We start from the raw sequence: 25,483 nt of genomic DNA, 5'->3' as shown, positions 1-25,483 counted from the left end.
GTAAAAAGCCAGGTCAACCTGCTAGATCGTTCTCACGCTCCGCGTGGTAATGCCGCCCCGGACGTTCCACGTTCTGTATCACGCCGTGCGTAAGGCGACGCGGAGCGTCACGGGATGCATTACCACGCGGAGCGTGGGAACGATCAGTCGCGGGCAAGCCCGCTCCCACAGGGGATTACTGATTGGACTGGTCCGCCGCCTTGATCAGGCCGGCCCCAATCTCGCCTTCGAACTTCTGCCACACCGGGCGCATGGCTTCGCGCCACAGCGCACGTTGCTCGGGGGTCAGTTCGATGATTTCGCTGGTCTTGGCGTCGATGATCTTCTGCTTGGCCGACTGGTTCAGCGCTTCGGCCTGCTTGTTCACCTCCACGGTGACCTCGGCCATGATCTGCTCCAGGGTGCTGCGCACATCCGGCGCCAGGCCGTTCCAGAATGTCGCGTTAGTGATCACCATGTAGTCGATCAGGCCGTGGTTGGACTCGGTGAAGTACTTCTGCACTTCGTTGACCTTCTGGCTTTCATAGTTCGACCAAGTGTTCTCGGTGCCATTCACGGTACCGGTCTGCAGGCCCTGGTAAACCTCGGCAAAGCTCATCTTGCGCGGGTTGGCGCGGATCGCCTTGAACTGTTCTTCGAGCACACTGGAAGCCTGCACGCGGAACTTCAGGCCACGGGCGTCCTTGGGTTCATGCAGGGCCTTGTTGGCAGAGAGTTGTTTGAGGCCGTTGTGCCAATAGGCCAGGCCGAGGATGTTTTTATCCTGCATCGAGGTCAGCAGTTGCTTGCCCTGGGCCGCCTGGAAACGGTCGACGGCGGCCAGGTCGTTGAACAGGAACGGCAAGTCGTAGATCTGCACTTGCTTGGTGTAGTGCTCGAATTTGGCCAGGGACGGGGCCAGCATCTGCACATCACCCAGCAGCAATGCTTCCATTTCCTTGCCATCGCCAAACAGCGACGAGTTCGGGTACACCTCGACCTTGACCTTGCCGGGCAGGCGCTCTTCAGCAAGCTTTTTGAACAGCAGCGCGCCTTGGCCTTTAGGGGTGTTTTCAGCAACCACGTGGGCGAACTTGATCACAATCGGGTCTGCCGCCTGGGCCAGGCCAGCGGTAAACAAGGTGGCGGCGCACAGCAGCGCCCGGGAAAGCTTGAGCATGGGAATCACCTTCTTATTGTTGTGTTTAAGGCAAGGTGCCTGATGTTACGCGTGTCGTGAATTTCGAATTTTAGATACCTGCGTTCGGCCTGGCCGAATGCGTCCAGTGTGGGAGCTGGCTTGCCTGCGATAGCGGTGTGTCAGGCAACACAGACATTGACTGTTCTGCCGCTATCGCAGGCAAGCCAGCTCCCACATTTGGCTCCAGGTTCCGTCAGTCAGAGCTGGCAGTGAGCAGCCGTTGCGCGCGCAGCAAGACCGGCGCATCCACCATCTGCCCATCAATCTGATAAGCCCCTGCCCCATGGGCGCCCGCCTCCACCACCCGCCTGGCCCAGGCCAGCTCTTGGGCGCTCGGCGCTAGCGCGGCATGGATCACCGCCACTTGCTTGGGATGAATGCACAACGCCCCGGCAAAACCCATCTCATAGGCGTGCCGGATCGAACGGTGCAGGCCTTCGGGGTCGTCGATGGCCGGGTGCACGCCGTCCAGCGGCGCCGCCAGGCCCGCGGCGCGCGAATGCACGATCAACGCCAGGCGCGCCTGGTCGAGGGCCAATTCGGCGGCACGGGAGTGACTGCTCAGGTTCAGGTCCAGCGCCAGGTCCAAGCCACCGAACGACAGGCGCTCCACCTGGGGCGCCTGGGCAATCTGCGCCAGTGCCAGCAAACCGCGTGCGCTTTCGATAATCGGCCAGATAGCCTTGCCGGTCGCGGCCATCACAGCCACCTGGGCCGCGCTTTCGACCTTGGGCAGCAATACCCCGGCGACATTTGCATGGGCCTTGCAGAACGCCACGTCCTCAAAATGCTCGGCATGTTGCGGCGCGTTGATGCGCACCCACACCTGGGCCTCAGGATGGGCGTGCAGGAACGCGCCCAGATTATCCCGGGCCTGACGTTTGAGCGGCTCTTCCACCGCGTCTTCAAAATCCACAATCACTGCGTCGGCGCCGCTGGCCAGGGCCTTGGCAAACCGCTCCGGGCGGCTGCCCGGCACAAACAGCGCAGAACGTACTAAAGGCTTTGGCATCACGTGATTCCTGATTAGATAACGCCGCGCTCACGCAGACTGTTAATGGCCTCAACGGAGTAACCCAACTGGTCGAGGATGCCTTGGCTGTGTTGCCCCAGCGCTGGAACGCCGTCCATGCGCGGGGTAAACGCGGCGTTACGGGCCGGTGGCAGCAGCGAGGGCAACGGCCCCGCCGGGCTGTCGACGTCACGCCAGCTGTCGCGGGCCTTGAGTTGCGGGTGGTCCCACACGCCTTGCATGTCGTTGACCCGGGCACTGGCAATTTGCGCGTGCTCCAGGCGCTGGATCACCGCCTCGACGTCCAGTTGGGCAAAGCGCTCCACAATGATCTGGCGCAGCACCTCGCGGTTGGCCGAGCGCTTGAAATTGGCGCTGAAGCGCTCGTCCGTCGCCAATGCCGGGGTGAGCAGCACTTTGTCGCAGAACGCCGCCCATTCGCGCTCGTTCTGCAAGCCGAGCATCACCGTGCCGCCGCCCCCGGTGGGAAACGGCCCGTAGGGGTAAATCGTCGAATGCGCGGCACCCGCACGCGGTGGCGGCGGCGCGCCGTCGAAGGCGTAATACATCGGGTAGCCCATCCACTCCACCAGGCTTTCGAGCATGCTCACATCGATGCGACTGCCCTGGCCGGTTTTGCCGCGCAGCAGCAGCGCCGACAGAATGCCGCTGTAGGCGTACATCCCGGCGGAGATATCCGCGATGGAGCAACCGGCCTTGGCCATCTGCTCTTCACCTGGGCCACCGGTCACCGAGAGAAAGCCGCCCTCGCTCTGGATCAGCAGGTCGTAGGCTTTCTTTTTCTCGTAGGGCCCGCCTTCGCCGTAGCCGGAAATATCGCAGACGATCAGGCGTGGAAAGCGCACGTGCAGCGCCTCGAACGATAAGCCCATGCGCGCTGCCGCGCCGGGGGCAAGGTTCTGCACCAACACATCGGCATCGGCCAAAAGCGCATCCAGAATAGCGCCCGCCTCGTCCTGCTTGAGGTCCAGGGTCAGGCTTTCCTTGGAGCGGTTGGTCCAGACGAAATGCGACGCCAGGCCACGCACCCGCTCGTCATAGCCACGGGCGAAGTCGCCGGTGCCGGGTCGCTCTACCTTGATGACCCGGGCACCGAGGTCGGCCAGCTGGCGCGTGCAAAATGGCGCGGCAATCGCGTGTTCCAGGCTGACGACGGTGATGCCGTCCAGCGGTCGTTGTTCAGTCATGACAAATCCCTCAAAGCCAATGGGCCATGGACGCGGTAGTACGCAGGTTCCACACCTGCTCGATCAGGCCTCTGGCCTGGGTCGGGGTGCGGGCGCCGCTGAAGTGGGCCAGGCGCTGGAACTTATCCGCCAGTTCGGCCCGACTCAGGGTGTTGCCCGGGTCGCCCTTGGGTTCATCAATGGCACCGCGCAGCGTGCGGCCATCGGTGGTGGTGACCGTGACGCGGCCCAGCCAACGTTGCGGGTAGGCGCTGTCGACTTCCGCGTCCAGGGTCATGCTGACCTTGTCGCGAAACGCCGCGACCGCAGGATCGGTCAACGCCAGCTCATGGAATTCAGGCAACCCGGCCTTGCCATGCACAGCGATCAGCCCAAGCACGGTGCCCATGGAAAACTTCGCCTGGTGCACGGTGGCCGGTACCGTCACTCGGCCGAGTACGTCAATGGCGCCTTGGTGCACGTGGGTTCGCACCTGGGAGATCTGCGCAGCGCTCAAGCCTTCACGCTGCATCACGGCCAGCAGCGCGTCGGCAGCAGGATGGGTGTGGCGACAGGAGGCGTGGAACTTGAACGAGGTTTCCACCAGCGCCCAACGGCTGCCCAGCTCGGCAGACAATTTGCCCGGCTGGGCATCACTGGACATACCTGCCGCCAAACCTTGCTCACCTTCAAGGATATTGCGCGCGCCGGTCAGCCCATCGGCCGTAAGGTAAGCCGCCAGCAAGCCGTCCGCCGCCGCCTTGGCCGTGTGCAGTTGTTTGGAGTCGGCGGCATCGCGCAGAAACTCCCACAGCCCGGCAGCCTGGGTGCCGGCGCTGCCGAGCAGGTTGATGAATTGTTCTTCGTTGAAATCGAGCAACTTGCCCACCGCGACCGCCGCCGCCAGGGTGCCGACCGTGGCCGTGGTGTGGAAGATGCGGTAGTGCGAGCGGCCCATGAACTCACCGATGCGAATCCCCGCCTCGTAGCCGGCCACCGAGGCCAGCAAGAGTTCACGGCCAGCCTTGCCGAGGTCCTGGGCAGCCGCCAACGCGGCGGGAAACACCACGGTGGCCGGGTGCAGCACGGAGCTGTTGTGCAGGTCATCCTGCTCCACCAGGTGTGAGGAGGCGGCGTTGACCAGTGCGGCGAAATACGCGCTGGTGCCGGTGCCGTTGACGATCACCTGGGCCGGGCCGCTGCTCGGGCCCATCTTCTGCGCGTAGCGTTCAAACAAGGGAATCGGGTGCGCGCCTTGGCTGGCCAAGGCGGACGCGAGCCAATCCAGGTACAGCTCTTCGGTACGCGCCAGCACGGGCTCGGGCAATTGTGAGTACGTCAGCTCGGCCAGGAACCGGCACAGGGCTTGGGTATGATGCATGCTCAAGGCCCTCAGAAGCTGCGTGGCAATTCGAGCAAATGCTCGGCCACGTAGGACAGGATCAGGTTGGTGGAGATCGGCGCCACCTGGTACAGGCGGGTTTCGCGGAACTTGCGCTCCACGTCGTACTCGCAGGCAAAGCCGAAGCCGCCGTGGGTTTGCAGGCAGGCGTTGGCCGCTTCCCAGGACGCCTTGGCCGCCAGGTACTTGGCCATGTTGGCACTGGCCCCGGCGTTCTTGCCGCTGTCGTATTCCTCGCAGGCACGCCAGCGCATCAGGTCGGCCGCTTCGATCTCGATATGCGCCTCGGCAATCGGGAACTGCACGCCCTGGTTCTGCCCGATTGGCCGGCCAAACACCACACGGTCGCGGGCATAGGCGCTGGCCTTTTCGATGAACCAGCGGCCGTCACCGATGCACTCGGCGGCAATCAGCGTACGCTCGGCATTCAGGCCATCGAGGATGTATTTGAAGCCCTTGCCCTCCTCGCCAATCAGGCTGTCCAGGGGCAGCTCCAGGTTGTCGAAGAACAGCTCGTTGGTCTCGTGGTTGACCATATTGGCGATGGGCTGCACGGTGAGGCCGTTGCCGATGGCCTGGCGCAGGTCCACTAGGAAGATCGACATGCCTTCGGACTTTTTCTTTACGTCGGCCAAAGGCGTGGTGCGCGCCAGCAGGATCATCAGGTCGGAATGCTGTACCCGAGAGATCCAGACTTTCTGGCCGTTGATCACGTACTTGTCGCCGCGCTTGATCGCCGTGGTCTTGATCTTGGTGGTGTCGGTGCCGGTAGTGGGCTCGGTGACGGCCATCGACTGCAGGCGCAATTCACCGCTGGCCAGCTTGGGCAGGTAGTAGCGTTTTTGCGCCTCGCTGCCGTGACGCAGCAGGGTGAACATGTTGTACATCTGGCCGTGTACGGTGCCCGAGTTGCCGCCGCAGCGGTTGACTTCCTCAAGGATCACCGAGGCTTCGGCCAGGCCCAGGCCGGAACCGCCGTATTCCTCGGGGATCATGGCCGACAGCCAACCGGCGTCGGTCAGGGCCTTGACGAAGGCTTCAGGGAAGCCTTTTTTTTCATCGATCTTGCGCCAGTAAGCGGCATCGAACTCGGCGCACAAGGCGCGCACGCCTTCGCGGATGGCCTTGAGTTCTTCGTTGTCATGGGCATTCATTAACGGCTCTCCGCCTGTTGTTATCGGGTTATTCGAAATGCACTTGGGCGGTCTGTGCCAGGCCTTCAGTGTTGCCAGCCCAGAGTTCTGCGACGCCGGTTGCGGTGATGCGCCCGCCGACCTCAAAAGGCTGTGGCGCAATCAGTGGGCGCACGCCGCGATAGGCAAAGCGGCGCAGGGTCGCCTCAGGGTGCGCCCGGCAGAACGCACGCAGGTTCAAAGTGGCGATCAGCGGGCCATGCACCACCAGGCCGGCATAGCCTTCGGTGCCGGTGACATAGGGGTAGTCGTAGTGGATGCGGTGGCCGTTGAACGTGACGGCGCTGTAGCGGAACAACAGGGTCGGCGTCGGCTCGACGGCCTCTGTCCATTCGCCCCGGGCCAGCGCGTCGCCGCTGCCAGGCTTGGGTGGCGTGGGTTCGCGGTAGACGATGTCCTGTTCCTCGCGGATGGCCAGCCGCCCTTCCTGGGAGTAGTCATGGCGCACAGTGACAAATAGCAGTGAGCCGGTGCGCCCGGTCTTTTCTTCGACCTGGGTGATGGTCGACACGCGCGTAGCCGCCTCGCCAGCCCGCAGTGGCTGCAGAAATTCAAGACGCCCACCGGCCCACATGCGATTGCGGTTATCGGCCGGCGGCAGGAACCCGCCGCGTGCCGGGTGGCCGTCGCTGCCCAACGCCACCTCCGGCAGCGGGTCCTGGAAAAAGCACCATTGCCACAACGCAGGCACAGCGTCGCCGTCGGCAGGCACCTCTTCACCTAACGTCGCGGCGATGCGCTTGAGCAGGTTATGACTCAGGTGGTCGTGGGCGGTCTCACTTCGGCCGATCCAATCAGTGGCGCTCATCGGGTGCAGGTCCTCAGGCAGTGGGTGTCTGCCGTGGATCATGCAAGGGCCTGCCCGTTCTGAGAATTTGCATTTCAATAAACCAGCGTTCGGTTAAGCTGAACGCACCATTCCTATGCGTACCTCTTGTGGCGAGGGAGCTTGCTCCCGTTGGGGCGCGAAGCGGCCCCAAAAAACAGGTCTGCTTCGCAGTCCAGCGGGAGCAAGCTCCCTCGCCACGGGTGATCACAAGCCTGGAGTTTTGCATGCACTTCGATCTCGCCGACCTGCGCCTGTTTATCCATATCGCCGAATCCCCCAGCCTCACCCAGGGTGCCAAGCGCGCCTTCCTGTCGCCGGCTGCCGCCAGTGCGCGGATCAAGGCCCTGGAAGGCCAGCTCGACACGCGCCTGTTGTACCGCGACAGCCGAGGCGTGGAGATCACCCCAGCAGGCGAGCGCCTGTTACACCATGCGCGGTTGATCATGCGCCAGGTGGATTACCTCAAAAGCGAGTTCACCCAATACGGCGTGGATTCGGCCGGGCATATCCGTATCTTCGCCAACACCACGGCGGTCACCGAGTTTTTGCCGGAGGTCTTGGCAGGCTTTCTGTCACAGCGCCCGGGCGTCACCGTCGACCTGCAGGAGCGCCTGTCGCGGGACATCGTGCGTGGGGTGCTCGATGGCACCAGTGACATGGGCATCATCGCCGGCCCCGTGGAAGCCTCCGGCCTGCAAGTGTTGCATTTCAGCACCGACGAACTGGTGCTGATGGTACCCGTCGGGCATCCGTTGGCCGACCAGCCTTCGGTGACCCTTGAGCAGACCCTGGCGTATCAGCATATCGGCCTGCATGAAGGCAGCACGCTGTTGAGTTTCCTGCGCGAACACGTCGAGCGTCTGGGCAAGCAATTGTCGCTGCGTATCCAGGTCTCGAGCTTCGAGGCGATCTGCCGGATGGTCGAGGCCGGCGTGGGCATCGGTATCATTCCCGAGTCCGCCGCCCTGCGTCACAGCCGCACCATGCAGCTGGTGACGGTAAAACTGGACGAGCCCTGGGCGATTCGCGAGCGCAGCATCCTGGTACGCGAGCTGGAAGCGCTGCCGGGGACCATTCGCGCCCTGATCGCCACGTTGATGCCCGCACCCCTGGGCAAATCCTGATGTTTTTATAAGCGGCCGTTAACAGTCTTTGACAGTTTCCCGACAAAGCACTCAAAGATTCTCGGCCCCCGCCGCCCTAGCATTCCAGCATCCAAATCATCATTCGGGTGCTCTTGATGTTTCGCAGATTGCGCGGTATTCCGCTCTTGGGTTGCCTGTTGGGCAGTATCGGTTGCCACTCGCAACCGCCTGTCCCGCCGCCGATTCAAAAAGGCGATTACGGCGCAATCATCCGCTACCTGCAAACCCGCATTCCCCGGGAGATGGCTCGGGACAATGTGGCGGGATTGTCGATTGCCCTGGTCAATGGCCAGGAGCTGATCTGGGCCCGCGGCTTTGGCCTGGCTGACAAAGACCTGGGGGTGCCGGTCACGCCCAATACCGCGTTTCGCGCAGGTGGCATCTCCAAGCTGCTGACCGCCACGGCGGCGCTGCAACTGGTGGAGCAGCAACACCTGGCGCTGGATGCGCCGATCCAGCAGACCCTGCGTGAGTTCTACGTGCGCTCCCGCTTTCACAGCGACCAGGCCAAGGCGGATCGAGCGATCACCTTGCGGCGCTTGCTCAGCCATCAATCCGGCTTGCCCAGCGAGCACCTGCGCGACCTGCGCAGCACCTATGCCATGGGGCAGATGCCGATGCGTGTGTCGGGTGTGTGGCTGAGCAGCCTGCCGGGCTCCCAAGTGGCGTATTCCAACCTTGGCTATGCCTTGGTGGGCGCCGCCATTGAGCGCAGCAGCGGCAAAAGCTTCGAAGCCCAGTTACAAAGCAGCCTGCTCACACCCTTGAGAATGAACCAGTCCAGTTTCCTGGGCACCGGTGCGCAAATGAGCTATCGCGCCCACGGCTACGAGGATGGCAAGGCCAGCACCGACCCACAGGTGCGTGACCTCGCCGCCGGCGGCCTGTGGACCAGCCCCAAAGACCTCAGCCGCTACGTACGCATGCTGTTTGCCAAGGGCACCTACAAGGGCAGCCAGATCCTCGGTAGCACGTCTATCGACGCCATGTTTACCCAGCAAAACACCGGCAATGCCTTGGATTTCGACTGCCAGATGGGCTTGGGCTGGTTCTTGGCGCCCTGTGGTGACGAGCCCATCGGCCCCGGTGTGCGCACCTACCAGCACAGCGGTGGCGGCGACGACTTCGTGGCCCAGTTGACCCTGCTGCCGGATCAGCAACTGGCCGTGGTCATCATGGCCAACGACAGCAACGCCGAAGACATGGTGGTGTCGCTGACCACCGACAGCCTGCGCCTGATGCTCCAGGCTCAGACCGGCAAGCCCGTATGCGCCGATGACTGCCAGGCCCCCAGCCACGGCCTCAAGCTGCGCCATGTACCGGCGGCGGTGGATCGCAAGCGCCTGGCAGGCTTCTACGCCACCGCCTGGGGCGTGTTCCGCATCAGGGATGAGCATGCGCGCTTGAGCGGTGAACTGGCCGGCTACAATTTCCAGCTATTGCGTGATGAGCAAGGCTGGCTGCGGGCGCAGAAAAAGATACTGGGTTTCTGGCGCAAGGACCTCGGCGAGTTGGGCCGCGTGCAGTTCGATGTGCTCACGGTACAAGGCCGCCAAATGCTCACCGCCCGCAGCCACGGCCAACGCATTGCCATCGGCGAGCGCATCGAGCCGCCGCCCTTGTCCGCCGCGTGGGCCAACACGGTCGGCACCTACCAGGTGCTCAACAGCCATGAACCCGACGCGCCATTGAGTGGCATCAGCGTGCGCCAGGAGGACGGTTTCCTGGTGATTCGCGGCCAATTGCACGGCGAGCCGTTGACCGACTACATCCTGCTGCCCATCGACAACGCCCATGCGGTGCTGGCCGGCAACGGCTACGGCCTGGGCGATACCGTCAGCCGCCAGGTCAACGGCCTGAGTGCTTCGGGCTACTCGTTCAAACGCACCCATTCACCCCACACACCCTTGAACCTCTAACCAGGAAAACACCCTGATGCACTCAAAAAACCTGTGCCTGTCATTGACCTCACTGTGCCTGCTCGCCGCCGCCGATACGGCGTTTGCCGAAGACTGGCAATACAGCCTCGAGGCCGGCATGGCCAACGCCCCCCGCTACAGTGGCAGCGACGAACGTATGACGGCGCCTGTGCTCGGTGGCAAAATCATCAGCCCCTGGGGCGTCTTCCTCGACACTGATACGGGCTTGGGCTGGGGTTACGAAGGTAATGCCCTGAGCTTCAGCGCATACGTTGGCGCAAGCGATTCGCGCAAGGATAAAAATGAAAGCATGCATGCCGGCTCCAAACGCCTCAAAGGCATGGGCGAGATCAAGTCACGTCCGCAATTGGGGGTGAGTGCCGCCTACAACCTCGGCGGTGTGATCATCGGCGCCACCCTGGAACATGCGCTTGAAGAAGATAAACACAAGGAAACCGGCAAGGCTTTTACCCACCTGGAGTTGAGCCTGGGTACCAATCTCTATGAAGGCCGCTACGGCTCCGTCGATGCCGCCATCAACAGCCACTTCGGTGACCGCAACTACCTGCAAACCTGGTACGGCGTGACTGCCGACCAGGCCACCCGCAGCCGCTTCAAGGAATACAAGGCAAGGGCCGGCAATATCAGCAATGGCATGAACCTTTCATGGAGCGTGCCGATCAACGAACACACGCAGTTCTCGACCTTGCTGGATGTGCAATACCTGGCCGATGAAGCAGGCAAGAGCCCGATCGTGGAGCAGCGGCTGCAGGCATCGGTGTTGGGGGAGCTGCAGTACACCTTCTGATCTGACTTGCCCTCTGTAGGAGCGAGCTTGCTCGCGAAAAACTCGCAGGCGCCGCGTTTATCCAGAGAACACGCGTTATCGTTGAGGCTTTTCGCGAGCAAGCTCGCTCCTACAGGATGGCATTGGGGCAAGCCCCCTTACTCTGCATAGGCCCACGTCATTCGAAACGACGCCCCGCCCCACTCCGAATCCTGCACTTCCACCTGCCCGCCATGCCACTGGCTGACACGCTTGACCAGCGCCAGGCCCAGACCAAATCCGCCTGTGCGGCGGTCGCGGCTGGCGTCAAGGCGCAGGAAGGGTTCGAATATCTTGGTGCGACCCTCCAGCGGTACTCCCGGCCCATCGTCGTTGACCCGCACTTCGTAACCGCTGCCAAACTTGACCAGCGACACTTCCACGCGACGATCGGCATAACGAATCGCGTTGCGCAGCAGGTTGATCACGGCCCGCGCCATAAAGCGTGGCTCGATCTGGATAACGTCCACCTCGCAGGTGCGCAACGACAACTGCACCCCTTCCGCTTCGGCCTCCAGGGCCACGCTGCCGATCACACTGTCGAGCCAACTGTGGGCCTCGATTTGCTCGCGAGTCACCTGGGTCGCGCCTGGCTCAAGGCTGGCATAGGTCAACAGCTCGGAGACCATTTCTTCCAGCTCACCGAGGTCGGCGTACATGTCGTTGATCAATGCTCGGCTTTGCCGTGGGTCGCTCTGCTGCCTGAGCTGGTCCAGCTCGAATGACAGCCGCGCAATCGGCGTACGCAATTCGTGGGAGACCGCGTTGGTGAGTTCGCGCTGGTTGGCGATCAAACCTTCGATGCGCTCGGCCATCTGGTTGAAGTGCCCGGCCAGTGAACGCACGGTGGAGCGAGTCGGCAACAAGATGCGCGAGCCCAGGTCATTGTCACCGAAACGTTGCGCTGCCAGGCGGATGTGCTCCAGGTCGCGCCAGTGTGGACGCACCCAGAAATACAGGACGATGGCCAGGCTCACGCCCAGGAAAGCGTAGGCCCAGAGGTACAACCACTTGGGTTCCTCCGGCAATCTGATTTCGAGCAGTTGCGGGCCGTCGTCGATAGGCGCAAGAAATTTCATGAAGTCCTCGCGCACCACCACCTGGCCAGCCGCCAGGAGTTTCTGTTCCCGTTCGCTCAAATCCTGGGTGTCGCGCTGCACCAGTTCGAGCCGCAAGCCGTAATGCGGTTGCAGTTCGTCCAGGCGTGCCTGGCGCGCCTCTGCCTGCACGGGGCGCAACTGTTCCACCAGGGCCCAGGCCGGGCCGCGCAGGGCTTCACGGTTATAGGTCTCGTTGGACTCGGGCATGTAAGCGTCCAGGCCGAAGTTGACCAGCCAGATCGACCCGGCCAGGCCGAGCGCGAGAATCAAATAGAGGCGCAGGTACAAGCGCAGCATCTACACCTCCCACGCGAACGGGTTGAACAGGTAGCCCTTGCCCCAGATGGTCTTGATGCACACCGGCTCGCGGGGGTTGTCATTGAGCTTGCCGCGCAGTTTGCTGATGTACACGTCTACGCTGCGGTTCAGCCCGTCAAAGGCAATGCCGCGCATGCGGTTGAGGATGTCGTCGCGAGAGAGAATCTTGCCCGCGCTGCTGGCCAGCAACCACAGCAACTCGAATTCCATGGTGGTGAGGTCAATGGTCTCGCCGCCCAGGCGGACCACCCGGCAACTGCGATCAATCGACAAGCGGCCAAATTCCAGGGCACCGCGCACGGTGGGCTCGGGCACTTGACGGCGCTGCAGCGCACGCAGGCGCGCCAACAACACCGGCGGTTTGATCGGCTTGATCACGTAGTCGTCAGCACCGGACTCAAGGCCAAGGATATGGTCCAGGTCATCTTCCTTGGCGGTGAGGATCACGATGGGCGTGTCCGACACGTTGCGAATCTCGCGGCAGACATGCAGCCCGCTCTGACCCGGCAGCATCAGATCGAGCACGACGATCTTCGGCTTGAAATCCAGGAACGCCGCCAAGGCTTCATCACCCCGGTACACCACCCGTACCTCGAAACCATGCTGCGACAGAAAATGCGAGACCAGCCCTGCCAGCTTTTCATCGTCCTCAACGAGCAGGACCTTGCCCAGACCCAGGTTTTCCATAAGTTCTCAGTGTGGATGCGCGGATTGAAATGGGGCCATTATAGGTGGCAAGCTGGCCGACAGAGGTGGCTGACCAGTCCCCAGCGAAGAAGCTTCATGCTTTTAAGAGTTTTTAACAAATAGCCTGCAGTTTTTAACGCCATTGACAGGGAGTTCCATGCGCAAGGATTACCTGGCGTTCTTCATTTCGCTGTTCCTTTCACGGCTGGCCGACCAGGTTCTGCTGTTTATCGTGCCACTGATCGTGTTCCAGACCACGCAAAGCGTGTCGTGGGCGGGGTTGGCATTTTTTGTCGAGTCACTGCCGCGCTACCTGGCGTTTCCGGTGTGCGGGGCGTTGTGCGACAGGTTTTCACCGGTGCGTATCCTGCATATCAGCCAGGTGTATCGGGCCCTGGCCTGCGTGGTGGCGATGGCGCTGTATGGGCTGTTCGACGGTATCCATTGGCTGGTGATGCTGTCCGCGTTGTGCGGCGTGCTGACCACCCAGGGCATCATGGCGCGGGAAGTGGTGATGCCGCATATCTTCGGGCAGTACACCTACGCCAAGACCTTGTCCTATTCGCAGATCGCCGACCAGGGCGGACTGGTGCTCGGGCCATTGGTGGCGGCGCTGATGCTGGAAGTCTGGGCGTGGCCATGGGTAGTGCTGGGCGTCGCCGCGCTGTTTGTGCTGGCAGACCTGGCGATGCTGATCTGGCAGCGCAACACCACGGTGGACCTGCACATCCATGAACAACAGCCGGGTAACTGGCTGCAACCCCTGCGCACCGCTTTTGGCCACATCCTCAACCGGGTGGAGTTGAAACGCATCATCGTCCTGGCGGTCGGTGTGAACCTGATGGTCGGCGTGACGCTGGCTACCTCGGCTGCCATGGTCACCGGCCACTACGCAGCGGGCAAAGACGCCTATGCCCTGCTGCAAGCCGCCGGGGCGCTGGTGACAATCGCGATTCTGTTCTACCTGGCGCATTCATCACTGAAGCTGAAGGTACTGGGCGGGTTGTCGTACTCGATGATCACCGTCGGCGCGCTGATCACCGCGCTCAGCCCCGGCGTGTGGGCCTACACGGTGGGGTTCCTGCTGCTGACCGGCTTCGACAAGATGTTCAACGTGTACCTGCGCAGCACCCGCCAACGGGTGATTCCGGTGCAGGACTTCGGCAAGACCGTTGGCGTGATGACCTTGCTCAACAACCTGGCCCAGCCCTTGGCGGGCTTGATGATTGCCGTGTTGGCAGCGCCTTTGGGCACGCCAACGGTGATCCTGCTGCTGACCGGGATCACCGCCTTGATCGGTGTGGCCGTGGCCTCAGGCTGGCACGCCACTGTGAAAGCGGAACTCGACGTCGGGTGATTCGATCAGGTCCTGCTCGGTGGCCCGTACCCGCTCGATCACCTGGGCGATATCCTTGGCGTCGCCGTACTGGTATGCCAGCTTCAAGTAGCCCTGGAAGTGCCGCGCCTCGCTTTTGAGCAAGCCGAAATAGAACTTGCCGAGTTCTTCGTCCAAATGCGGCACCAGCGCTTCGAACCGCTCGCAACTGCGCGCTTCGATAAAGGCCCCCACCACCAGGGTATCCACCAGCTTGACCGGCTCATGGCTGCGCACCACCTTGCGCAAACCCGAGGCGTAACGGCCGGCGTGCAGTTGACGCAGTTCGACCTTGCGCTTTTTCATCAGGCGCATGACCTGCTCGTGGTGCACCAACTCTTCGCGGGCCAGGCGCGACATCATGTTGATCAGGTCAACGTGGCCGTAGTACTTGGCCATCAGGCTCAAGGCGGTGCTGGCGGCTTTGAATTCGCAGTTCTTGTGGTCGATCAGCAGGGTTTCCTGATCGGCCAACGCGGCCTGGACCCAGGCATCGGGGGTGCGGCAGCCGAGGAATTCATGGATTTCGGGCAGGTTCATCGGGCTCACGGGCAAAGGATCACAAAAGGGCGCCGATTATACCGACCCCGCCGCAGACCACCAGCCACCGGCCTTGATGTGTATCAACATGACGGCTGCGTAGCAGCAACTATAGTTATCCAACGCCTGCCCTTTTGGAGATCCCGACCATGCAAGCCATCCGCAGCATCCTGGTGGTCATCGAGGCCGAGCATTCGGAAAGCCTGGCCCTCAAGCGTGCCAAGCTGATTGCCAAAGTCACCGACGCGCACCTGCACTTGCTGGTCTGTGACAAGAAGCACGAGCATTCGGCGCTGCTGAGCCTGCTCAAGGAAGGCTTGAAAGAAGACGGCTACAGCGTCACCACCGAGCAGGCCTGGAACGACAGCCTGCATGAAACCATCATCGATGTGCAGCAAGCCGAAGGCTGTGGCCTGGTGATCAAACAGCACTTCCCCGACAACCCTCTGAAAAAAGCCCTGCTGACCCCGGCGGACTGGAAGTTGCTGCGCTACTGCCCAACGCCGGTGTTGCTGGTCAAGACCGCCACCCCCTGGGCGGGCGGCGTGATCCTGGCGGCCATCGACGTGGGCAACGCCGACGGCGAACACCGCTCGCTGCACAATTCGATCATCGACCATGGCTTTGATATCGCCAGCCTCGCCAAAGCGCAGTTGCATGTGATCAGCGCTCACCCCTCGCCCATGCTGTCGGCGGCAGACCCGACCTTTCAGCTCAAGGAAACCATTGAGGCGCGCTACCGCGAGCAATGCAAGGCCTTCCAGGCCGAGTTCGACGTGGACGACAGGCATCTGCATATCGAGGAAGGCCCGGCCGATGTGCTGATCCCACATATCGCCCATCGGTTGCAGGCGGCGGTGACCATTATCGGCACGGTGGCGCGCACGGGGATTTCCGGCGCGTTGATCGGCAATACCGCAGAAGTGGTGCTGGATGCGGTGCAAAGCGATGTGCTGGTGCTCAAACCGCAGACGCTCATGGACCATCTGGAAGAGCTGGCGACCAAGCCCTGACACCGACCTTCAGGCAATGTGGATCAAATGTGGGAGCTGGCTTGCCTGCGATTGCGGTGGGTAAGCGGGCGCATTTGCTCCTGACACACCGCTATCGCTGGCAAGCCAGCTCCCACATTGACCTCGCCAGTCAGTTACCCAGCGCATCTTTCAAGAACCCCGGCGCGATATAGCGCTGGTAATGCGCCTCGGACAAGATAAAGAACTCGCGATCAATGGCATCGCGCAGTTCAGGCAGCGCCCAGTCGCGAAACTCCGGCAACAGCACCATGCCATAGGCTTCCAGGTTATTGATCACCCGGGCCCCACGGGCGATCAACTGGTAGGCCCAGCAATACTCGGACTGGTGTGGCACAAAGCGAATCTTGCGTTGCTCCAACTGCCCGCGCAGGGTCTTGGGGTCGAAAACCTCCACTTTACCGGCCATGACCTGCACTAACAGCTGCTCAAGCCTGAGCCAGACCGCGCGTTTTTCTTCTTCGTTATAGCCGTTCCACTGGATCACTTCATGGTGGAAGCGCTTGCATCCACGGCACACGAGATCGCCGTAGACCGTGGAGCACAGGCCGACGCAGGGGGTCTTGATGGTTTGGTTGGGCATGGGCAGCAACACGCAAATCAGCGAAACAGTGCGCCATGTTAGCCCTTTGTCTAAGGTTGATCACCCAGCAAACTTGAGCAGGCAACTTACCTTTAGATTTTTTTTGCCGTAGAATCACCCGGCCTTGTAAGGCGCCAATAATCCGCTGGAAGCTGTTTTCAAAGCGTCACGAGCACAGTCGTTCCTTCAGAACGGTGTTGGCGCAGGTTCGACCCGGTAGGTCAGAGCCCGCGCCAACCCTCATCAGCTCCGTTCTGCAGGCGTAAAACTTTGAAAGCAGCTTCTGTAAGGAATGCCGGCAGCGCTGGCTTTGCGGCCCAAAAAGCCCCCGAGCGCATGCGTGCCGTTCATTTCTGGATGAGCGTCCCGTGGGACCACTGATGAGGGTAATAACTGTGCTTGAAGCCTACCGCAAACATATCGAAGAGCGTGCAGCACTGGGTATCGTTCCCCAGCCGCTCAACGCCGAACAAACCGCAGGCCTGGTCGAGCTGCTGAAAAATCCTCCGGCTGGCGAAGAAGAATTCCTCGTTGACCTGATCACCAACCGTATTCCACCAGGCGTTGACGAAGCCGCTTACGTCAAGGCCGGTTTCCTGTCTGCCCTGGCCAAGGGCGAAGCCACTTCCCCCCTGATCGACAAGAAACGCGCTGTTGAACTGCTCGGCACCATGCAAGGCGGCTACAACATCGTGACGTTGGTCGAGCTGCTGGACGACGCCGAACTGGCGCCCGTCGCAGCCGCCCAACTCAAGCACACCCTGCTGATGTTCGATGCGTTCCACGACGTCGCCGAAAAAGCCCGCAACGGCAACGAGCACGCCAAAGGCGTGATCCAGTCCTGGGCTGACGGCGAGTGGTTCCGCAACCGCCCTACCCTGGCCGACAAGATCAGCCTGCGCGTCTTCAAGGTCACCGGCGAAACCAACACCGACGACCTGTCGCCTGCGCCTGACGCCTGGTCCCGCCCTGACATCCCGCTGCACGCCCTGGCCATGCTGAAAATGGCTCGCGAAGGCATTGTGCCGGACGAGCAAGGCAAGACCGGCCCGATGAAGCAGATCGAAGAAATGCGCGGCCAAGGCTTCCCGATCGCCTACGTGGGTGACGTGGTCGGTACCGGCTCGTCGCGTAAGTCAGCGACCAACTCGGTACTGTGGTTCTTCGGTGACGACGTACCTTACGTGCCGAACAAGCGTGCCGGCGGTTTCTGCTTCGGCAGCAAGATCGCTCCGATCTTCTACAACACCATGGAAGATGCCGGCGCACTGCCAATCGAATTCGACGTCACCAACATGAACATGGGCGACGTGATCGACCTGTACCCGCATGCTGGCAAAGTCTGCAAGCACGGCACCGACGAAGTCCTGACCACCTTCGAAATGAAGACCCCAGTGCTGTTGGACGAAGTCCGTGCTGGCGGCCGTATCCCGCTGATCATCGGCCGTGGCCTGACCGACAAGGCACGCGCTGAGCTGGGCCTGGGCCCGACCGACCTGTTCAAGCTGCCTGAAGCGCCTGTCGACACCGGCAAAGGCTTCACCCTGGCGCAGAAAATGGTCGGCAAGGCCTGTGGCCTGCCAGAAGGCAAAGGCGTTCGTCCAGGCACCTACTGCGAGCCGAAGATGACCACCGTGGGGTCCCAGGACACCACCGGCCCAATGACCCGTGATGAACTCAAAGACTTGGCGTGCCTGGGCTTCTCGACCGACCTGGTGATGCAGTCCTTCTGCCACACCGCGGCTTACCCGAAGCCGATCGACGTGACCACCCACCACACCCTGCCTGACTTCATCATGACCCGTGGCGGTGTATCGCTGCGTCCAGGCGACGGCATCATCCACAGCTGGCTGAACCGCATGCTGCTGCCGGACACCGTCGGTACCGGTGGCGACTCCCACACCCGTTTCCCGATGGGCATCTCGTTCCCGGCCGGTTCTGGCCTGGTCGCGTTCGCTGCAGCCACTGGCGTAATGCCACTGGACATGCCGGAATCGATTCTGGTGCGCTTCAAAGGCAAGATGAAGCCTGGCATCACCCTGCGTGACCTGGTTCATGCCATTCCTTACTACGCGATCCAGGCTGGCCTGCTGACCGTAGAAAAGAAAGGCAAGAAGAACGCCTTCTCTGGCCGCATCCTGGAAATCGAAGGCCTGAACGACCTGACGCTGGAACAGGCTTTCGAGCTGTCCGACGCCTCGGCTGAACGTTCGGCTGCCGGTTGCACCATCAAGCTGTCCAAAGAGTCCGTCACCGAGTACCTGAACTCCAACATCACCCTGCTGCGCTGGATGATCGGCGAAGGCTACGGCGATGCACGCACCCTGGAACGTCGCGCCCAAGCGATGGAAGCCTGGGTTGCCAACCCGGAGCTGATGGAAGCCGATGCCGACGCCGAATACGCCGAAATCATCGAAATCGACCTGTCGGAAATCAACGAGCCGATCCTCTGCGCGCCAAACGACCCGGACGACGCCCGTCTGCTATCCAGCGTCGCTGGCGAGAAGATCGACGAAGTGTTCATCGGTTCGTGCATGACCAACATCGGTCACTTCCGCGCTGCCGGTAAGCTGCTGGAGCAGGTCAAGGGCCAGCTGCCTACCCGTCTGTGGCTGTCGCCGCCGACCAAGATGGACGCTCACCAACTGACCGAAGAAGGCTACTACGGCATCTACGGCAAGGCTGGCGCACGCATGGAAATGCCAGGCTGCTCGCTGTGCATGGGTAACCAGGCACGCGTTGAGCCGAACTCCACCGTCGTGTCTACCTCGACCCGTAACTTCCCGAACCGCCTGGGTGATGGTGCAAACGTCTACCTGGCATCGGCTGAGCTGGCGGCAGTCGCCTCCACTCTGGGTCGCCTGCCGACAGTCGAAGAGTACATGGGCTACGCAGCGAAACTGGACACCATGGCCAGTGACGTCTACCGCTACCTGAACTTCGACCAGATCGCCGAGTTCCGCAAGATCGCAGCAAGCGCCAACATCCCGGTGATTCAAGCTTAACGGTGTGTTGATGTGAAGAACGCCGCGTATCGCAAGGTACGCGGCGTTTTTTTATGCCTGGGATACAACGTCAATACCACCGCAAAACAAATGTGGGAGCTGGCTTGCCTGCGATAGCGGTGTATCAGTCATGAATGTAATGACTGACAGATAGCTATCGCAGGCAAGCCAGCTCCCACACTTTTAGAGCTGTGCAGTCAGACAGACCGCATCAGGGCTCAAGCAACCAGCGAATACACCAACGCCGTAATGGCAACCAAGCCGACTGCAGTCACAAACACATTCGACGCCTGCCCAAGGTACTTGGCCATGGCCGGCACCTTGCGGATGGCGTACATCGGCATCAGGAACAGAATCGACGCAATCACCGGCCCACCCAGGGTCTCGATCATGCCAAGGATGCTCGGGTTAAGCGTGGCGACGATCCAGCACACCACCAGCATGAAGGCGGCGGTCATGCGGTCCAGAGTCTTGGGTGCCGGACGGCGGCCAGTCTTGACCACCAGGCCCTTGAGGCCCTCGCTTGCACCGATGTAGTGGCCCAGGAACGACTTGGCAATCGCCACGAACGCAATCAACGGTGCGGCAAAGGCAATCGTCGGGTTATCGAAGTGGTTGGCCAGGTACGACAGGATCGACAGGTTTTGCGCTTTCGCTTCCGCCAACTGCGCGGGCGACAGGGTCAGCACGCAACTGAACACGAAGAACAGCACCATCGCCACCATCAGCAAGTGCGCGCGGGACAGGATCTGCGAACTGCGCTCCTCGGCGTGAGCGCCATACTGGCGCTTCTGGTCCACCGCAAAGGCCGAGATGATCGGCGAATGGTTGAACGAAAACACCATCACCGGAATCGCCAGCCACAGCGTGTTGAGCAACGCCGACGGTGCCGGCACTTCGCTGGCGGTACTGAGAATGCCGCCGGTCCAGTGCGGCACCAGGTACACCGCCAGGAACAGCAAGGCCACAATAAACGGGTACACCATCAGGCTCATGGCCTTGACGATCACCTGTTCACCGCAGCGCACAACGGCGAGCAGGCCGAGGATCAATACAAACGCCAGGATCGCCCGGGGCGGCGGCAGGATGTGCAGTTGGTGCTCCATGAAGCTGCTGACGGTATTGGTCAGCGCCACGCTGTAGATTAGCAGGATCGGGAAGATCGCAAAGAAGTACAGCAAGGTGATCAGTGCACCGGCCTTGATACCGAAATGCTCTTCAACCACGTCGGTGATGTCGGAACCTTCGCGGCCGGACAGCACGAAACGGGTCAGCCCACGGTGGGCAAAGAACGTCATCGGGAAGGCCAGCAACGCCAGGATCACCAGCGGCCAGAAGCCCCCCAGGCCCGCGTTGATCGGCAAGAACAAAGTACCGGCGCCAATGGCGGTACCGAACAGCCCGAGCATCCAGGTGGTGTCCTGGCGGCTCCAGCTTGTGAGCGTTGCAGGTGTCGTTGCATAGCGTTCGTCGACGCTATTGGCCTGATCATTCATCCGGTCGGATCTCCGCATTCACACGGCCAGGACGAGTCAGAAAAACCTGACAGGCAGCGCCCTGACCTTAACAGGGGCGCGATTGTCCGGGATTCTTGTGAATAAGCAAAGACTTAGCTGAGGAACGGCAATGCAGTGCAAAGCCTGGAAGGCGGTCCATGGGCAGCTCAGTTGAGTCAACGCCAGATGCGCACCGCCTTTACCCACCTCACGAGCCCCCCTGCCGGCGTGGCATTGGGAGGGTCGATCAGGCAAGGCCGGCGAAGCTGTGTTTAAACAAATCCAGTCATTCAAAGTTCTCCAGTGGCAAGCCGCTGACAGAAACCCAACATCAATTAAAGTTACGCACCCTCACATATAAGAAAGTTCTTACAGACAGTTAATCAGCGCATCTGGACTGAAACTCTAATTATTGCGGGTTTTGTTGCAAGGGTTTTCCCAAGCATTGAGAGCCCCTCCTATCACGTCTATATTCCAGCTCAGCTCAAAAAAACAAAGTCCTCTAAACCCACGACAGCAGAATTAAAAACCTCACTCGCCAGGAGCGACTTGATGAAAAAACACAACCTTATTTTCTCGCTGATACTTGCCACCGGAATGCTCAGCCCATTGGCCAGCCAAGCACAACCGGCAGTAGAAAACTCCGACGCAAGTGCCCTGGGCACATCCCCCCGCTGGCTGACGACAAAAGTTTATATAGAGGGCGCCCCAGAGATCGATGTAAAGGACAAGTACCCAGGTGTCGTTGGAATATCAGCGTGGGACCCTGAGCGTAATCGCTACGAATTTTTCTACACCGATACCGGGCTATCAAAATATGACAACGGCGGCGGCGGTTACTTCATGGTAACAGGGGACAGGAAAAACCATATCCTGATACCCGATAAAGGTGCAACGAGAACCATCGTCAGAAAACTTGAGACGTTGAACAATCAGGAATTCACTTACTCTCGTGAAGTGCCGCGCGACATGATCGACGCCAACCCTCTTGTTCGAATACATGTGGTTCATGCGCCCTATACCGGATCAGTAAAAACCACCCCCACCCACTAACCCTCAACACTCACCCCACGAGTAGCGACAATACTCATAAAAGGCCTCACTCAATGAAAACGCTATTAAAGCCTTTATTGGCGTCTGTTTTATTGTTCTCTACCCTTGTTTCAGGCGGCCTTCATGCGCAGGCTTCCACATCAGGAAAACCTGTCGCCATCAGCGCTGACAATGCGGTGCTGCTGACCGTTTTCCTCAAACATGACCAATCTCGCAACTTGAACGAAATAAGAACAAAACTCACCGAACAGGAACTCTTTAAAGTATTCCCTCCTGAAGGGGTAGAGATCGTCAGTTGGACCATCGCCATGGGGATCGGCCACGTCATCGTTCTACGCTTCCCCGCCTCGCGCCTGCGGGAGGTCAATCTCGCCATCGAACGCTCTGCATGGGGCCCCTTCAGGACAGAGTTCTTTCCTACCTACGATTACATGGACATCGTAGCGGCCGAACAGAGCAAGGTGCGCAAGCCTGCACCCGCTAAATAATTCGCCCGCGTGCAAACAGCGTCTCCCGCTCGCCGAGACGCTGGCACCTTTCGCAAAATCAGTCGCGCTTTCTCGGGTCCTCGGCATTTCGCGCAACAAAAATGCAGCATACTCAGAGCATCGAACTCACCGGAGAGCTGCCCCATGCCCACCACCGTTCTGGTCCTGGTTGAAACCATCAACGAGTACCTGCAAATCATCGAGAGCAATGACTTTCATGTGATTCTGGCGCCGACGCCCGTCGAACGCGCTCAGGCGATCAAGTTGCACGGTGGGCAGATCAAGGCCGTGCTGACCCGTGGCCCGCTGGGGTTGTACGCCGATGAAATCGCGGCACTGCCGTTGTTGGAAATCATCTGCGTGATCGGTGCCGGCTACGAACACGTGGACCTGCAGGCCGCGAGCAATCGTGGGATCGTGGTGACCAACGGTGCAGGGGTAAATGCGCCGTCGGTGGCCGACCATGCCATGGCGCTGCTGCTGTCGCTGGTGCGTGGCATTCCCCAGACGGATGCAGCGGTGCGGCGTGGCGAATGGCCGAAAGTGATGCGCCCTTCCCTGAGCGGTAAACACCTGGGGATTCTCGGGCTGGGTGCGGTGGGGATGGAGATTGCCCGGCGCGCCGCCCTGGGGTTCGGCATGGAGGTGAGTTATCACAACCGCCAACCCCGCGATGACGTGGATTACACCTACTGTGCGACGGCTGTCGAGCTGGCGCGTACCTCGGATTTCCTGGTGCTGGCTACGCCCGGCGGTGCCAGCACCCGTCACCTGATCGACCGTCACGCCCTGGACGCCCTGGGGCCGCACGGCTTTCTGGTCAACATCGGGCGCGGCAGCGTAGTGGTGACCGCCGACCTGGTCGCCGCGCTGGAGCAGCGCCGCATCGGCGGCGCCGCGCTGGACGTGTTTGACGATGAGCCTGCAGTGCCCGATGCCCTCAAGCGCCTGAGCAATACCGTGCTGACGTCCCACGTGGCCGGCCTGTCCCCGGAAGCGGCCCATGACACGGTGCAGCGCGTCGCTGATAATCTGGTGGAATACTTTGCCGGCCGCCCCGTGCTTACACCGGTGGCCTTGCCAGCGCCCGCAAAATGACCAATCAGGCACGCTGATCACCCTTCAACACGCTAACCTATTAAACCGCCCCGACCTTGTCGCTGGGCGGCTATGCGCATTAGATTAGGAAATAGTCCAAGGCCTTTAGAATAAGCAGAAGGGATAAGCATGGCGCTGAACGACCAATCGACCCAGATTCGCCCAGGCGAAGAACTTGATGCCAGCCTGATCGATCCCTACCTCAAAGCTCATATTCCGGGCCTGAGCGGTACCGTCAAAATCAGCCAGTTCCCTGGTGGCGCGTCGAACCTGACTTACCTGCTGGAATACCCCGACCAGGAATTCGTGCTGCGTCGCCCGCCATTTGGGCACAAGGCCAAGTCTGCCCACGACATGGGCCGCGAATACCGCATTCTCAACCAGCTCAAAGATGGCTTCCCGTACTGCCCCAAGGCTTATATGCACTGCACCGATGAATCGGTGATCGGCGCCGAGTTCTATGTGATGGAGCGCGTCAACGGCATCATCCTGCGTTCCGACCTGCCGGCTGAGCTGGGCCTGGACGCTACCCGCACCGAAGCCTTGTGCAAGAGCTTTATCGACAAGTTCGTCGAACTGCACCAGGTCGACTACCACGCCTGCGGCCTGGCCGACCTGGGCAAGCCTGAAGGCTACGTGGCACGGCAGATTCGCGGCTGGGGCGAGCGCTATGAAAAAGCCCTGACGCCCGACGCGCCAAAATGGCAGGCGGTACGCGCCTGGCTCAACGACAAGATGCCTGCCGACCACCCCACCTCCAGCATCGTGCACAACGACTACCGCTTCGACAACGTGATCCTCGACCCGCACAACCCGATGCAGATCATCGGCGTGCTGGACTGGGAGCTGACCACCCTGGGCGACCCGCTGATGGACCTGGGCAACACCCTCGCCTACTGGATCGAGGCCGCAGACCCGGCGCCGGTGCAATTGATGCGCCGCCAGCCGAGCAACGCCCCCGGCATGCTCACCCGCCGCCAGTTTGTCGACTACTACGCCGAGCGTTCCGGCATCCAGATCGACAATTTCGATTTCTATTACACCTACGGCCTGTTCCGTCTGGCCGGGATTGTGCAGCAGATCTACTACCGTTTCTTCCATGGCCAGACCCAGGACAAACGCTTCGCGCAGTTCATCCACATGAACAAACTGCTGGAGCAGATGAGCCTGAATGTCATCGGCAAATCAGCGCTCTGAGTGCAACTACAAGGAACCCTCATGTCCAAGACCAACCTGTTCGACCTCGATGGCAAGATTGCGTTTGTTTCCGGCGCCAGCCGTGGCATCGGTGAAGCCATCGCCAAGTTGCTGGCCCAGCAAGGCGCCCATGTGATCGTCTCCAGCCGCAAGCTGGAGGGTTGCCAGCACGTGGCCGATGCGATCATCGCCGAGGGCGGCAAAGCCACGGCCATTGCCTGCCATATTGGTGAAATGGAGCAGATCACCCAGGTGTTCGCCGGCATTCGTGAACAGTTCGGCCGCCTGGATATCCTGGTCAACAACGCCGCTACCAACCCGCAGTTCTGCAACGTACTGGACACGGACCTGGGCGCATTCCAGAAGACCGTTGACGTGAATATCCGTGGTTACTTCTTCATGTCGGTGGAAGCCGGCAAGCTGATGCGCGAGAACGGCGGCGGCAGCATCATCAACGTGGCCTCGATCAACGGCATCTCGCCGGGCGTATTCCAGGGCATCTACTCGGTGACCAAGGCCGCCGTGATCAACATGACCAAGGTATTCGCCAAGGAGTGCGCGGCGTTCGGTATCCGTTGCAACGCGCTGCTGCCGGGCCTGACCGATACCAAGTTCGCCTCCGCACTGGTCAAGAACGATTCGATCCTGAAAGTTGCCCTGGCGCAGATCCCGCTCAAGCGCGTGGCCGACCCCAGCGAAATGGCTGGCGCGGTGTTGTACCTGGCCAGTGACGCATCGAGCTACACCACGGGCGTTTCGCTCAACGTGGACGGTGGCTTCTTGTCCTGAAGCCACCGGCACTGTCGGTGGCGAACGGGC

At 61.0% G+C, this 25,483-nt stretch carries 22 protein-coding genes; 11 read left to right on the top strand and 11 right to left on the bottom strand.

The annotated features are described in order from the left end of the window. Nucleotides 1–175: 175 nt before the first annotated feature. From GIW79_RS19295 to GIW79_RS19270, 6 genes are all read right to left on the bottom strand, one after another. Nucleotides 176–1,159 (bottom strand): TRAP transporter substrate-binding protein, encoded by a 984-nt coding sequence (locus tag GIW79_RS19295; RefSeq protein WP_034125997.1) that lies wholly within the window; start codon nucleotides 1,157–1,159, stop codon nucleotides 176–178. Nucleotides 1,160–1,373: 214 nt separating this feature from the next. After that, nucleotides 1,374–2,192: an HpcH/HpaI aldolase/citrate lyase family protein gene (locus GIW79_RS19290; RefSeq protein ID WP_236477400.1), complete on the bottom strand. Its 819-nt coding sequence runs from the start codon at nucleotides 2,190–2,192 to the stop codon at nucleotides 1,374–1,376. A gap of 14 nt (nucleotides 2,193–2,206) precedes the next feature. Further along, entirely contained in the window at nucleotides 2,207–3,400 is a 1,194-nt protein-coding gene (locus tag GIW79_RS19285; RefSeq protein WP_034125999.1) for a CaiB/BaiF CoA transferase family protein, read from the bottom strand. Nucleotides 3,401–3,410: 10 nt separating this feature from the next. Next, nucleotides 3,411–4,760 (bottom strand): MmgE/PrpD family protein, encoded by a 1,350-nt coding sequence (locus GIW79_RS19280; protein WP_236455690.1) that lies wholly within the window; start codon nucleotides 4,758–4,760, stop codon nucleotides 3,411–3,413. A gap of 11 nt (nucleotides 4,761–4,771) precedes the next feature. Then, on the bottom strand, nucleotides 4,772–5,935 hold the full coding sequence (locus tag GIW79_RS19275) for an acyl-CoA dehydrogenase family protein (RefSeq protein WP_072446330.1): 1,164 nt from the start codon (nucleotides 5,933–5,935) through the stop codon (nucleotides 4,772–4,774). Between the two features lie 28 nt (nucleotides 5,936–5,963). Further along, entirely contained in the window at nucleotides 5,964–6,782 is an 819-nt protein-coding gene (locus tag GIW79_RS19270; RefSeq protein WP_072446329.1) for an FAS1-like dehydratase domain-containing protein, read from the bottom strand. Nucleotides 6,783–7,027: 245 nt separating this feature from the next. Here GIW79_RS19270 and GIW79_RS19265 point away from each other — a divergent pair, with 245 nt between their 5' ends. From GIW79_RS19265 to GIW79_RS19255, 3 genes are all read left to right on the top strand, one after another. Then, the gene (locus GIW79_RS19265; RefSeq protein WP_034126002.1) at nucleotides 7,028–7,927 is read left to right on the top strand and encodes a LysR family transcriptional regulator; all 900 of its coding nucleotides are present in this window, start codon (nucleotides 7,028–7,030) and stop codon (nucleotides 7,925–7,927) included. A 116-nt stretch (nucleotides 7,928–8,043) separates the two neighbouring features. Further along, nucleotides 8,044–9,867, top strand: a complete 1,824-nt coding sequence (locus tag GIW79_RS19260) for a serine hydrolase domain-containing protein (RefSeq protein ID WP_236455688.1) — start codon at nucleotides 8,044–8,046, stop codon at nucleotides 9,865–9,867. A gap of 16 nt (nucleotides 9,868–9,883) precedes the next feature. Then, nucleotides 9,884–10,675 (top strand): MipA/OmpV family protein, encoded by a 792-nt coding sequence (locus GIW79_RS19255; protein WP_236455686.1) that lies wholly within the window; start codon nucleotides 9,884–9,886, stop codon nucleotides 10,673–10,675. Nucleotides 10,676–10,812: 137 nt separating this feature from the next. Here the strand turns inward: GIW79_RS19255 and GIW79_RS19250 are convergent, their stop codons facing one another. Further along, a complete protein-coding gene (locus tag GIW79_RS19250) occupies nucleotides 10,813–12,090 on the bottom strand; it encodes an ATP-binding protein (protein ID WP_034126004.1) in 1,278 nt (425 codons plus the stop codon). Next, complete coding sequence (locus tag GIW79_RS19245) at nucleotides 12,091–12,798, bottom strand: response regulator (RefSeq protein WP_014718339.1); 708 nt, start codon at nucleotides 12,796–12,798, stop codon at nucleotides 12,091–12,093. 157 nt (nucleotides 12,799–12,955) lie between these two features. Here GIW79_RS19245 and GIW79_RS19240 point away from each other — a divergent pair, with 157 nt between their 5' ends. Continuing rightward, entirely contained in the window at nucleotides 12,956–14,155 is a 1,200-nt protein-coding gene (locus tag GIW79_RS19240; RefSeq protein ID WP_197901288.1) for an MFS transporter, read from the top strand. On the opposite strand, the gene GIW79_RS19235 is transcribed toward GIW79_RS19240, so the two are convergent. Further along, the gene (locus GIW79_RS19235; RefSeq protein WP_032892116.1) at nucleotides 14,111–14,713 is read right to left on the bottom strand and encodes a tRNA-(ms[2]io[6]A)-hydroxylase; all 603 of its coding nucleotides are present in this window, start codon (nucleotides 14,711–14,713) and stop codon (nucleotides 14,111–14,113) included. The genes GIW79_RS19240 and GIW79_RS19235 overlap by 45 nt on opposite strands. 149 nt (nucleotides 14,714–14,862) lie before the next feature. Between GIW79_RS19235 and GIW79_RS19230 the strand changes: the two genes are divergently transcribed. After that, entirely contained in the window at nucleotides 14,863–15,726 is an 864-nt protein-coding gene (locus GIW79_RS19230; protein ID WP_236455684.1) for a universal stress protein, read from the top strand. Between the two features lie 130 nt (nucleotides 15,727–15,856). On the opposite strand, the gene GIW79_RS19225 is transcribed toward GIW79_RS19230, so the two are convergent. Beyond that, complete coding sequence (locus tag GIW79_RS19225) at nucleotides 15,857–16,327, bottom strand: DUF1289 domain-containing protein (RefSeq protein WP_032892118.1); 471 nt, start codon at nucleotides 16,325–16,327, stop codon at nucleotides 15,857–15,859. 395 nt (nucleotides 16,328–16,722) lie between these two features. On the opposite strand from GIW79_RS19225, the gene acnB reads away from it, so the two are divergent. Continuing rightward, complete coding sequence (gene acnB, locus GIW79_RS19220) at nucleotides 16,723–19,332, top strand: bifunctional aconitate hydratase 2/2-methylisocitrate dehydratase (RefSeq protein ID WP_003190828.1); 2,610 nt, start codon at nucleotides 16,723–16,725, stop codon at nucleotides 19,330–19,332. 218 nt (nucleotides 19,333–19,550) lie between these two features. Here the strand turns inward: acnB and GIW79_RS19215 are convergent, their stop codons facing one another. Next, entirely contained in the window at nucleotides 19,551–20,828 is a 1,278-nt protein-coding gene (locus GIW79_RS19215) for a serine/threonine transporter (protein ID WP_236455674.1), read from the bottom strand. Between the two features lie 552 nt (nucleotides 20,829–21,380). Between GIW79_RS19215 and GIW79_RS19210 the strand changes: the two genes are divergently transcribed. The 5 genes from GIW79_RS19210 to GIW79_RS19190 all read left to right on the top strand — a co-directional run bounded on the left by GIW79_RS19210 (nucleotide 21,381) and on the right by GIW79_RS19190 (nucleotide 25,453). Then, the gene (locus GIW79_RS19210) at nucleotides 21,381–21,881 is read left to right on the top strand and encodes a DUF4822 domain-containing protein (protein ID WP_034126009.1); all 501 of its coding nucleotides are present in this window, start codon (nucleotides 21,381–21,383) and stop codon (nucleotides 21,879–21,881) included. A gap of 53 nt (nucleotides 21,882–21,934) precedes the next feature. Next, nucleotides 21,935–22,369, top strand: coding sequence for a hypothetical protein (locus GIW79_RS19205; RefSeq protein ID WP_054921314.1), 435 nt, complete (start codon nucleotides 21,935–21,937; stop codon nucleotides 22,367–22,369). Between the two features lie 144 nt (nucleotides 22,370–22,513). After that, entirely contained in the window at nucleotides 22,514–23,467 is a 954-nt protein-coding gene (locus GIW79_RS19200) for a 2-hydroxyacid dehydrogenase (protein WP_054921312.1), read from the top strand. 129 nt (nucleotides 23,468–23,596) lie between these two features. Beyond that, nucleotides 23,597–24,664, top strand: a complete 1,068-nt coding sequence (locus GIW79_RS19195) for a phosphotransferase family protein (RefSeq protein ID WP_236455313.1) — start codon at nucleotides 23,597–23,599, stop codon at nucleotides 24,662–24,664. A 21-nt stretch (nucleotides 24,665–24,685) separates the two neighbouring features. Continuing rightward, nucleotides 24,686–25,453, top strand: a complete 768-nt coding sequence (locus GIW79_RS19190) for an SDR family oxidoreductase (protein ID WP_034126013.1) — start codon at nucleotides 24,686–24,688, stop codon at nucleotides 25,451–25,453. Nucleotides 25,454–25,483 lie beyond the last annotated feature (30 nt).

The organism is Pseudomonas sp. PA-7-1E, from assembly GCF_021605325.1.
GTDB classification, from domain to species: domain Bacteria; phylum Pseudomonadota; class Gammaproteobacteria; order Pseudomonadales; family Pseudomonadaceae; genus Aquipseudomonas; species Aquipseudomonas fluorescens_BV.
Note: the sequence above shows the minus strand (reverse complement) of the source record. Positions and strands in the feature narration are given on the sequence as shown.

Excerpts from the sequence above, each read along its gene's own strand:
- GIW79_RS19190 (WP_034126013.1), top strand. The coding sequence starts at position 24,686 with ATGTCCAAGACCAACCTGTTCGACCTCGATGGCAAGATTGCGTTTGTT.
- GIW79_RS19240 (WP_197901288.1), top strand. The coding sequence starts at position 12,956 with ATGCGCAAGGATTACCTGGCGTTCTTCATTTCGCTGTTCCTTTCACGG.
- GIW79_RS19285 (WP_034125999.1), bottom strand. The coding sequence starts at position 3,400 with ATGACTGAACAACGACCGCTGGACGGCATCACCGTCGTCAGCCTGGAA.
- GIW79_RS19270 (WP_072446329.1), bottom strand. The coding sequence starts at position 6,782 with ATGAGCGCCACTGATTGGATCGGCCGAAGTGAGACCGCCCACGACCAC.
- GIW79_RS19275 (WP_072446330.1), bottom strand. The coding sequence starts at position 5,935 with ATGAATGCCCATGACAACGAAGAACTCAAGGCCATCCGCGAAGGCGTG.
- GIW79_RS19205 (WP_054921314.1), top strand. The coding sequence starts at position 21,935 with ATGAAAACGCTATTAAAGCCTTTATTGGCGTCTGTTTTATTGTTCTCT.
- GIW79_RS19250 (WP_034126004.1), bottom strand. The coding sequence starts at position 12,090 with ATGCTGCGCTTGTACCTGCGCCTCTATTTGATTCTCGCGCTCGGCCTG.
- GIW79_RS19255 (WP_236455686.1), top strand. The coding sequence starts at position 9,884 with ATGCACTCAAAAAACCTGTGCCTGTCATTGACCTCACTGTGCCTGCTC.
- GIW79_RS19290 (WP_236477400.1), bottom strand. The coding sequence starts at position 2,192 with ATGCCAAAGCCTTTAGTACGTTCTGCGCTGTTTGTGCCGGGCAGCCGC.
- GIW79_RS19230 (WP_236455684.1), top strand. The coding sequence starts at position 14,863 with ATGCAAGCCATCCGCAGCATCCTGGTGGTCATCGAGGCCGAGCATTCG.
- GIW79_RS19215 (WP_236455674.1), bottom strand. The coding sequence starts at position 20,828 with ATGAATGATCAGGCCAATAGCGTCGACGAACGCTATGCAACGACACCT.
- GIW79_RS19245 (WP_014718339.1), bottom strand. The coding sequence starts at position 12,798 with ATGGAAAACCTGGGTCTGGGCAAGGTCCTGCTCGTTGAGGACGATGAA.
- GIW79_RS19295 (WP_034125997.1), bottom strand. The coding sequence starts at position 1,159 with ATGCTCAAGCTTTCCCGGGCGCTGCTGTGCGCCGCCACCTTGTTTACC.
- GIW79_RS19225 (WP_032892118.1), bottom strand. The coding sequence starts at position 16,327 with ATGCCCAACCAAACCATCAAGACCCCCTGCGTCGGCCTGTGCTCCACG.
- GIW79_RS19195 (WP_236455313.1), top strand. The coding sequence starts at position 23,597 with ATGGCGCTGAACGACCAATCGACCCAGATTCGCCCAGGCGAAGAACTT.
- GIW79_RS19260 (WP_236455688.1), top strand. The coding sequence starts at position 8,044 with ATGTTTCGCAGATTGCGCGGTATTCCGCTCTTGGGTTGCCTGTTGGGC.
- GIW79_RS19200 (WP_054921312.1), top strand. The coding sequence starts at position 22,514 with ATGCCCACCACCGTTCTGGTCCTGGTTGAAACCATCAACGAGTACCTG.
- GIW79_RS19280 (WP_236455690.1), bottom strand. The coding sequence starts at position 4,760 with ATGCATCATACCCAAGCCCTGTGCCGGTTCCTGGCCGAGCTGACGTAC.
- GIW79_RS19210 (WP_034126009.1), top strand. The coding sequence starts at position 21,381 with ATGAAAAAACACAACCTTATTTTCTCGCTGATACTTGCCACCGGAATG.
- GIW79_RS19235 (WP_032892116.1), bottom strand. The coding sequence starts at position 14,713 with ATGAACCTGCCCGAAATCCATGAATTCCTCGGCTGCCGCACCCCCGAT.
- GIW79_RS19265 (WP_034126002.1), top strand. The coding sequence starts at position 7,028 with ATGCACTTCGATCTCGCCGACCTGCGCCTGTTTATCCATATCGCCGAA.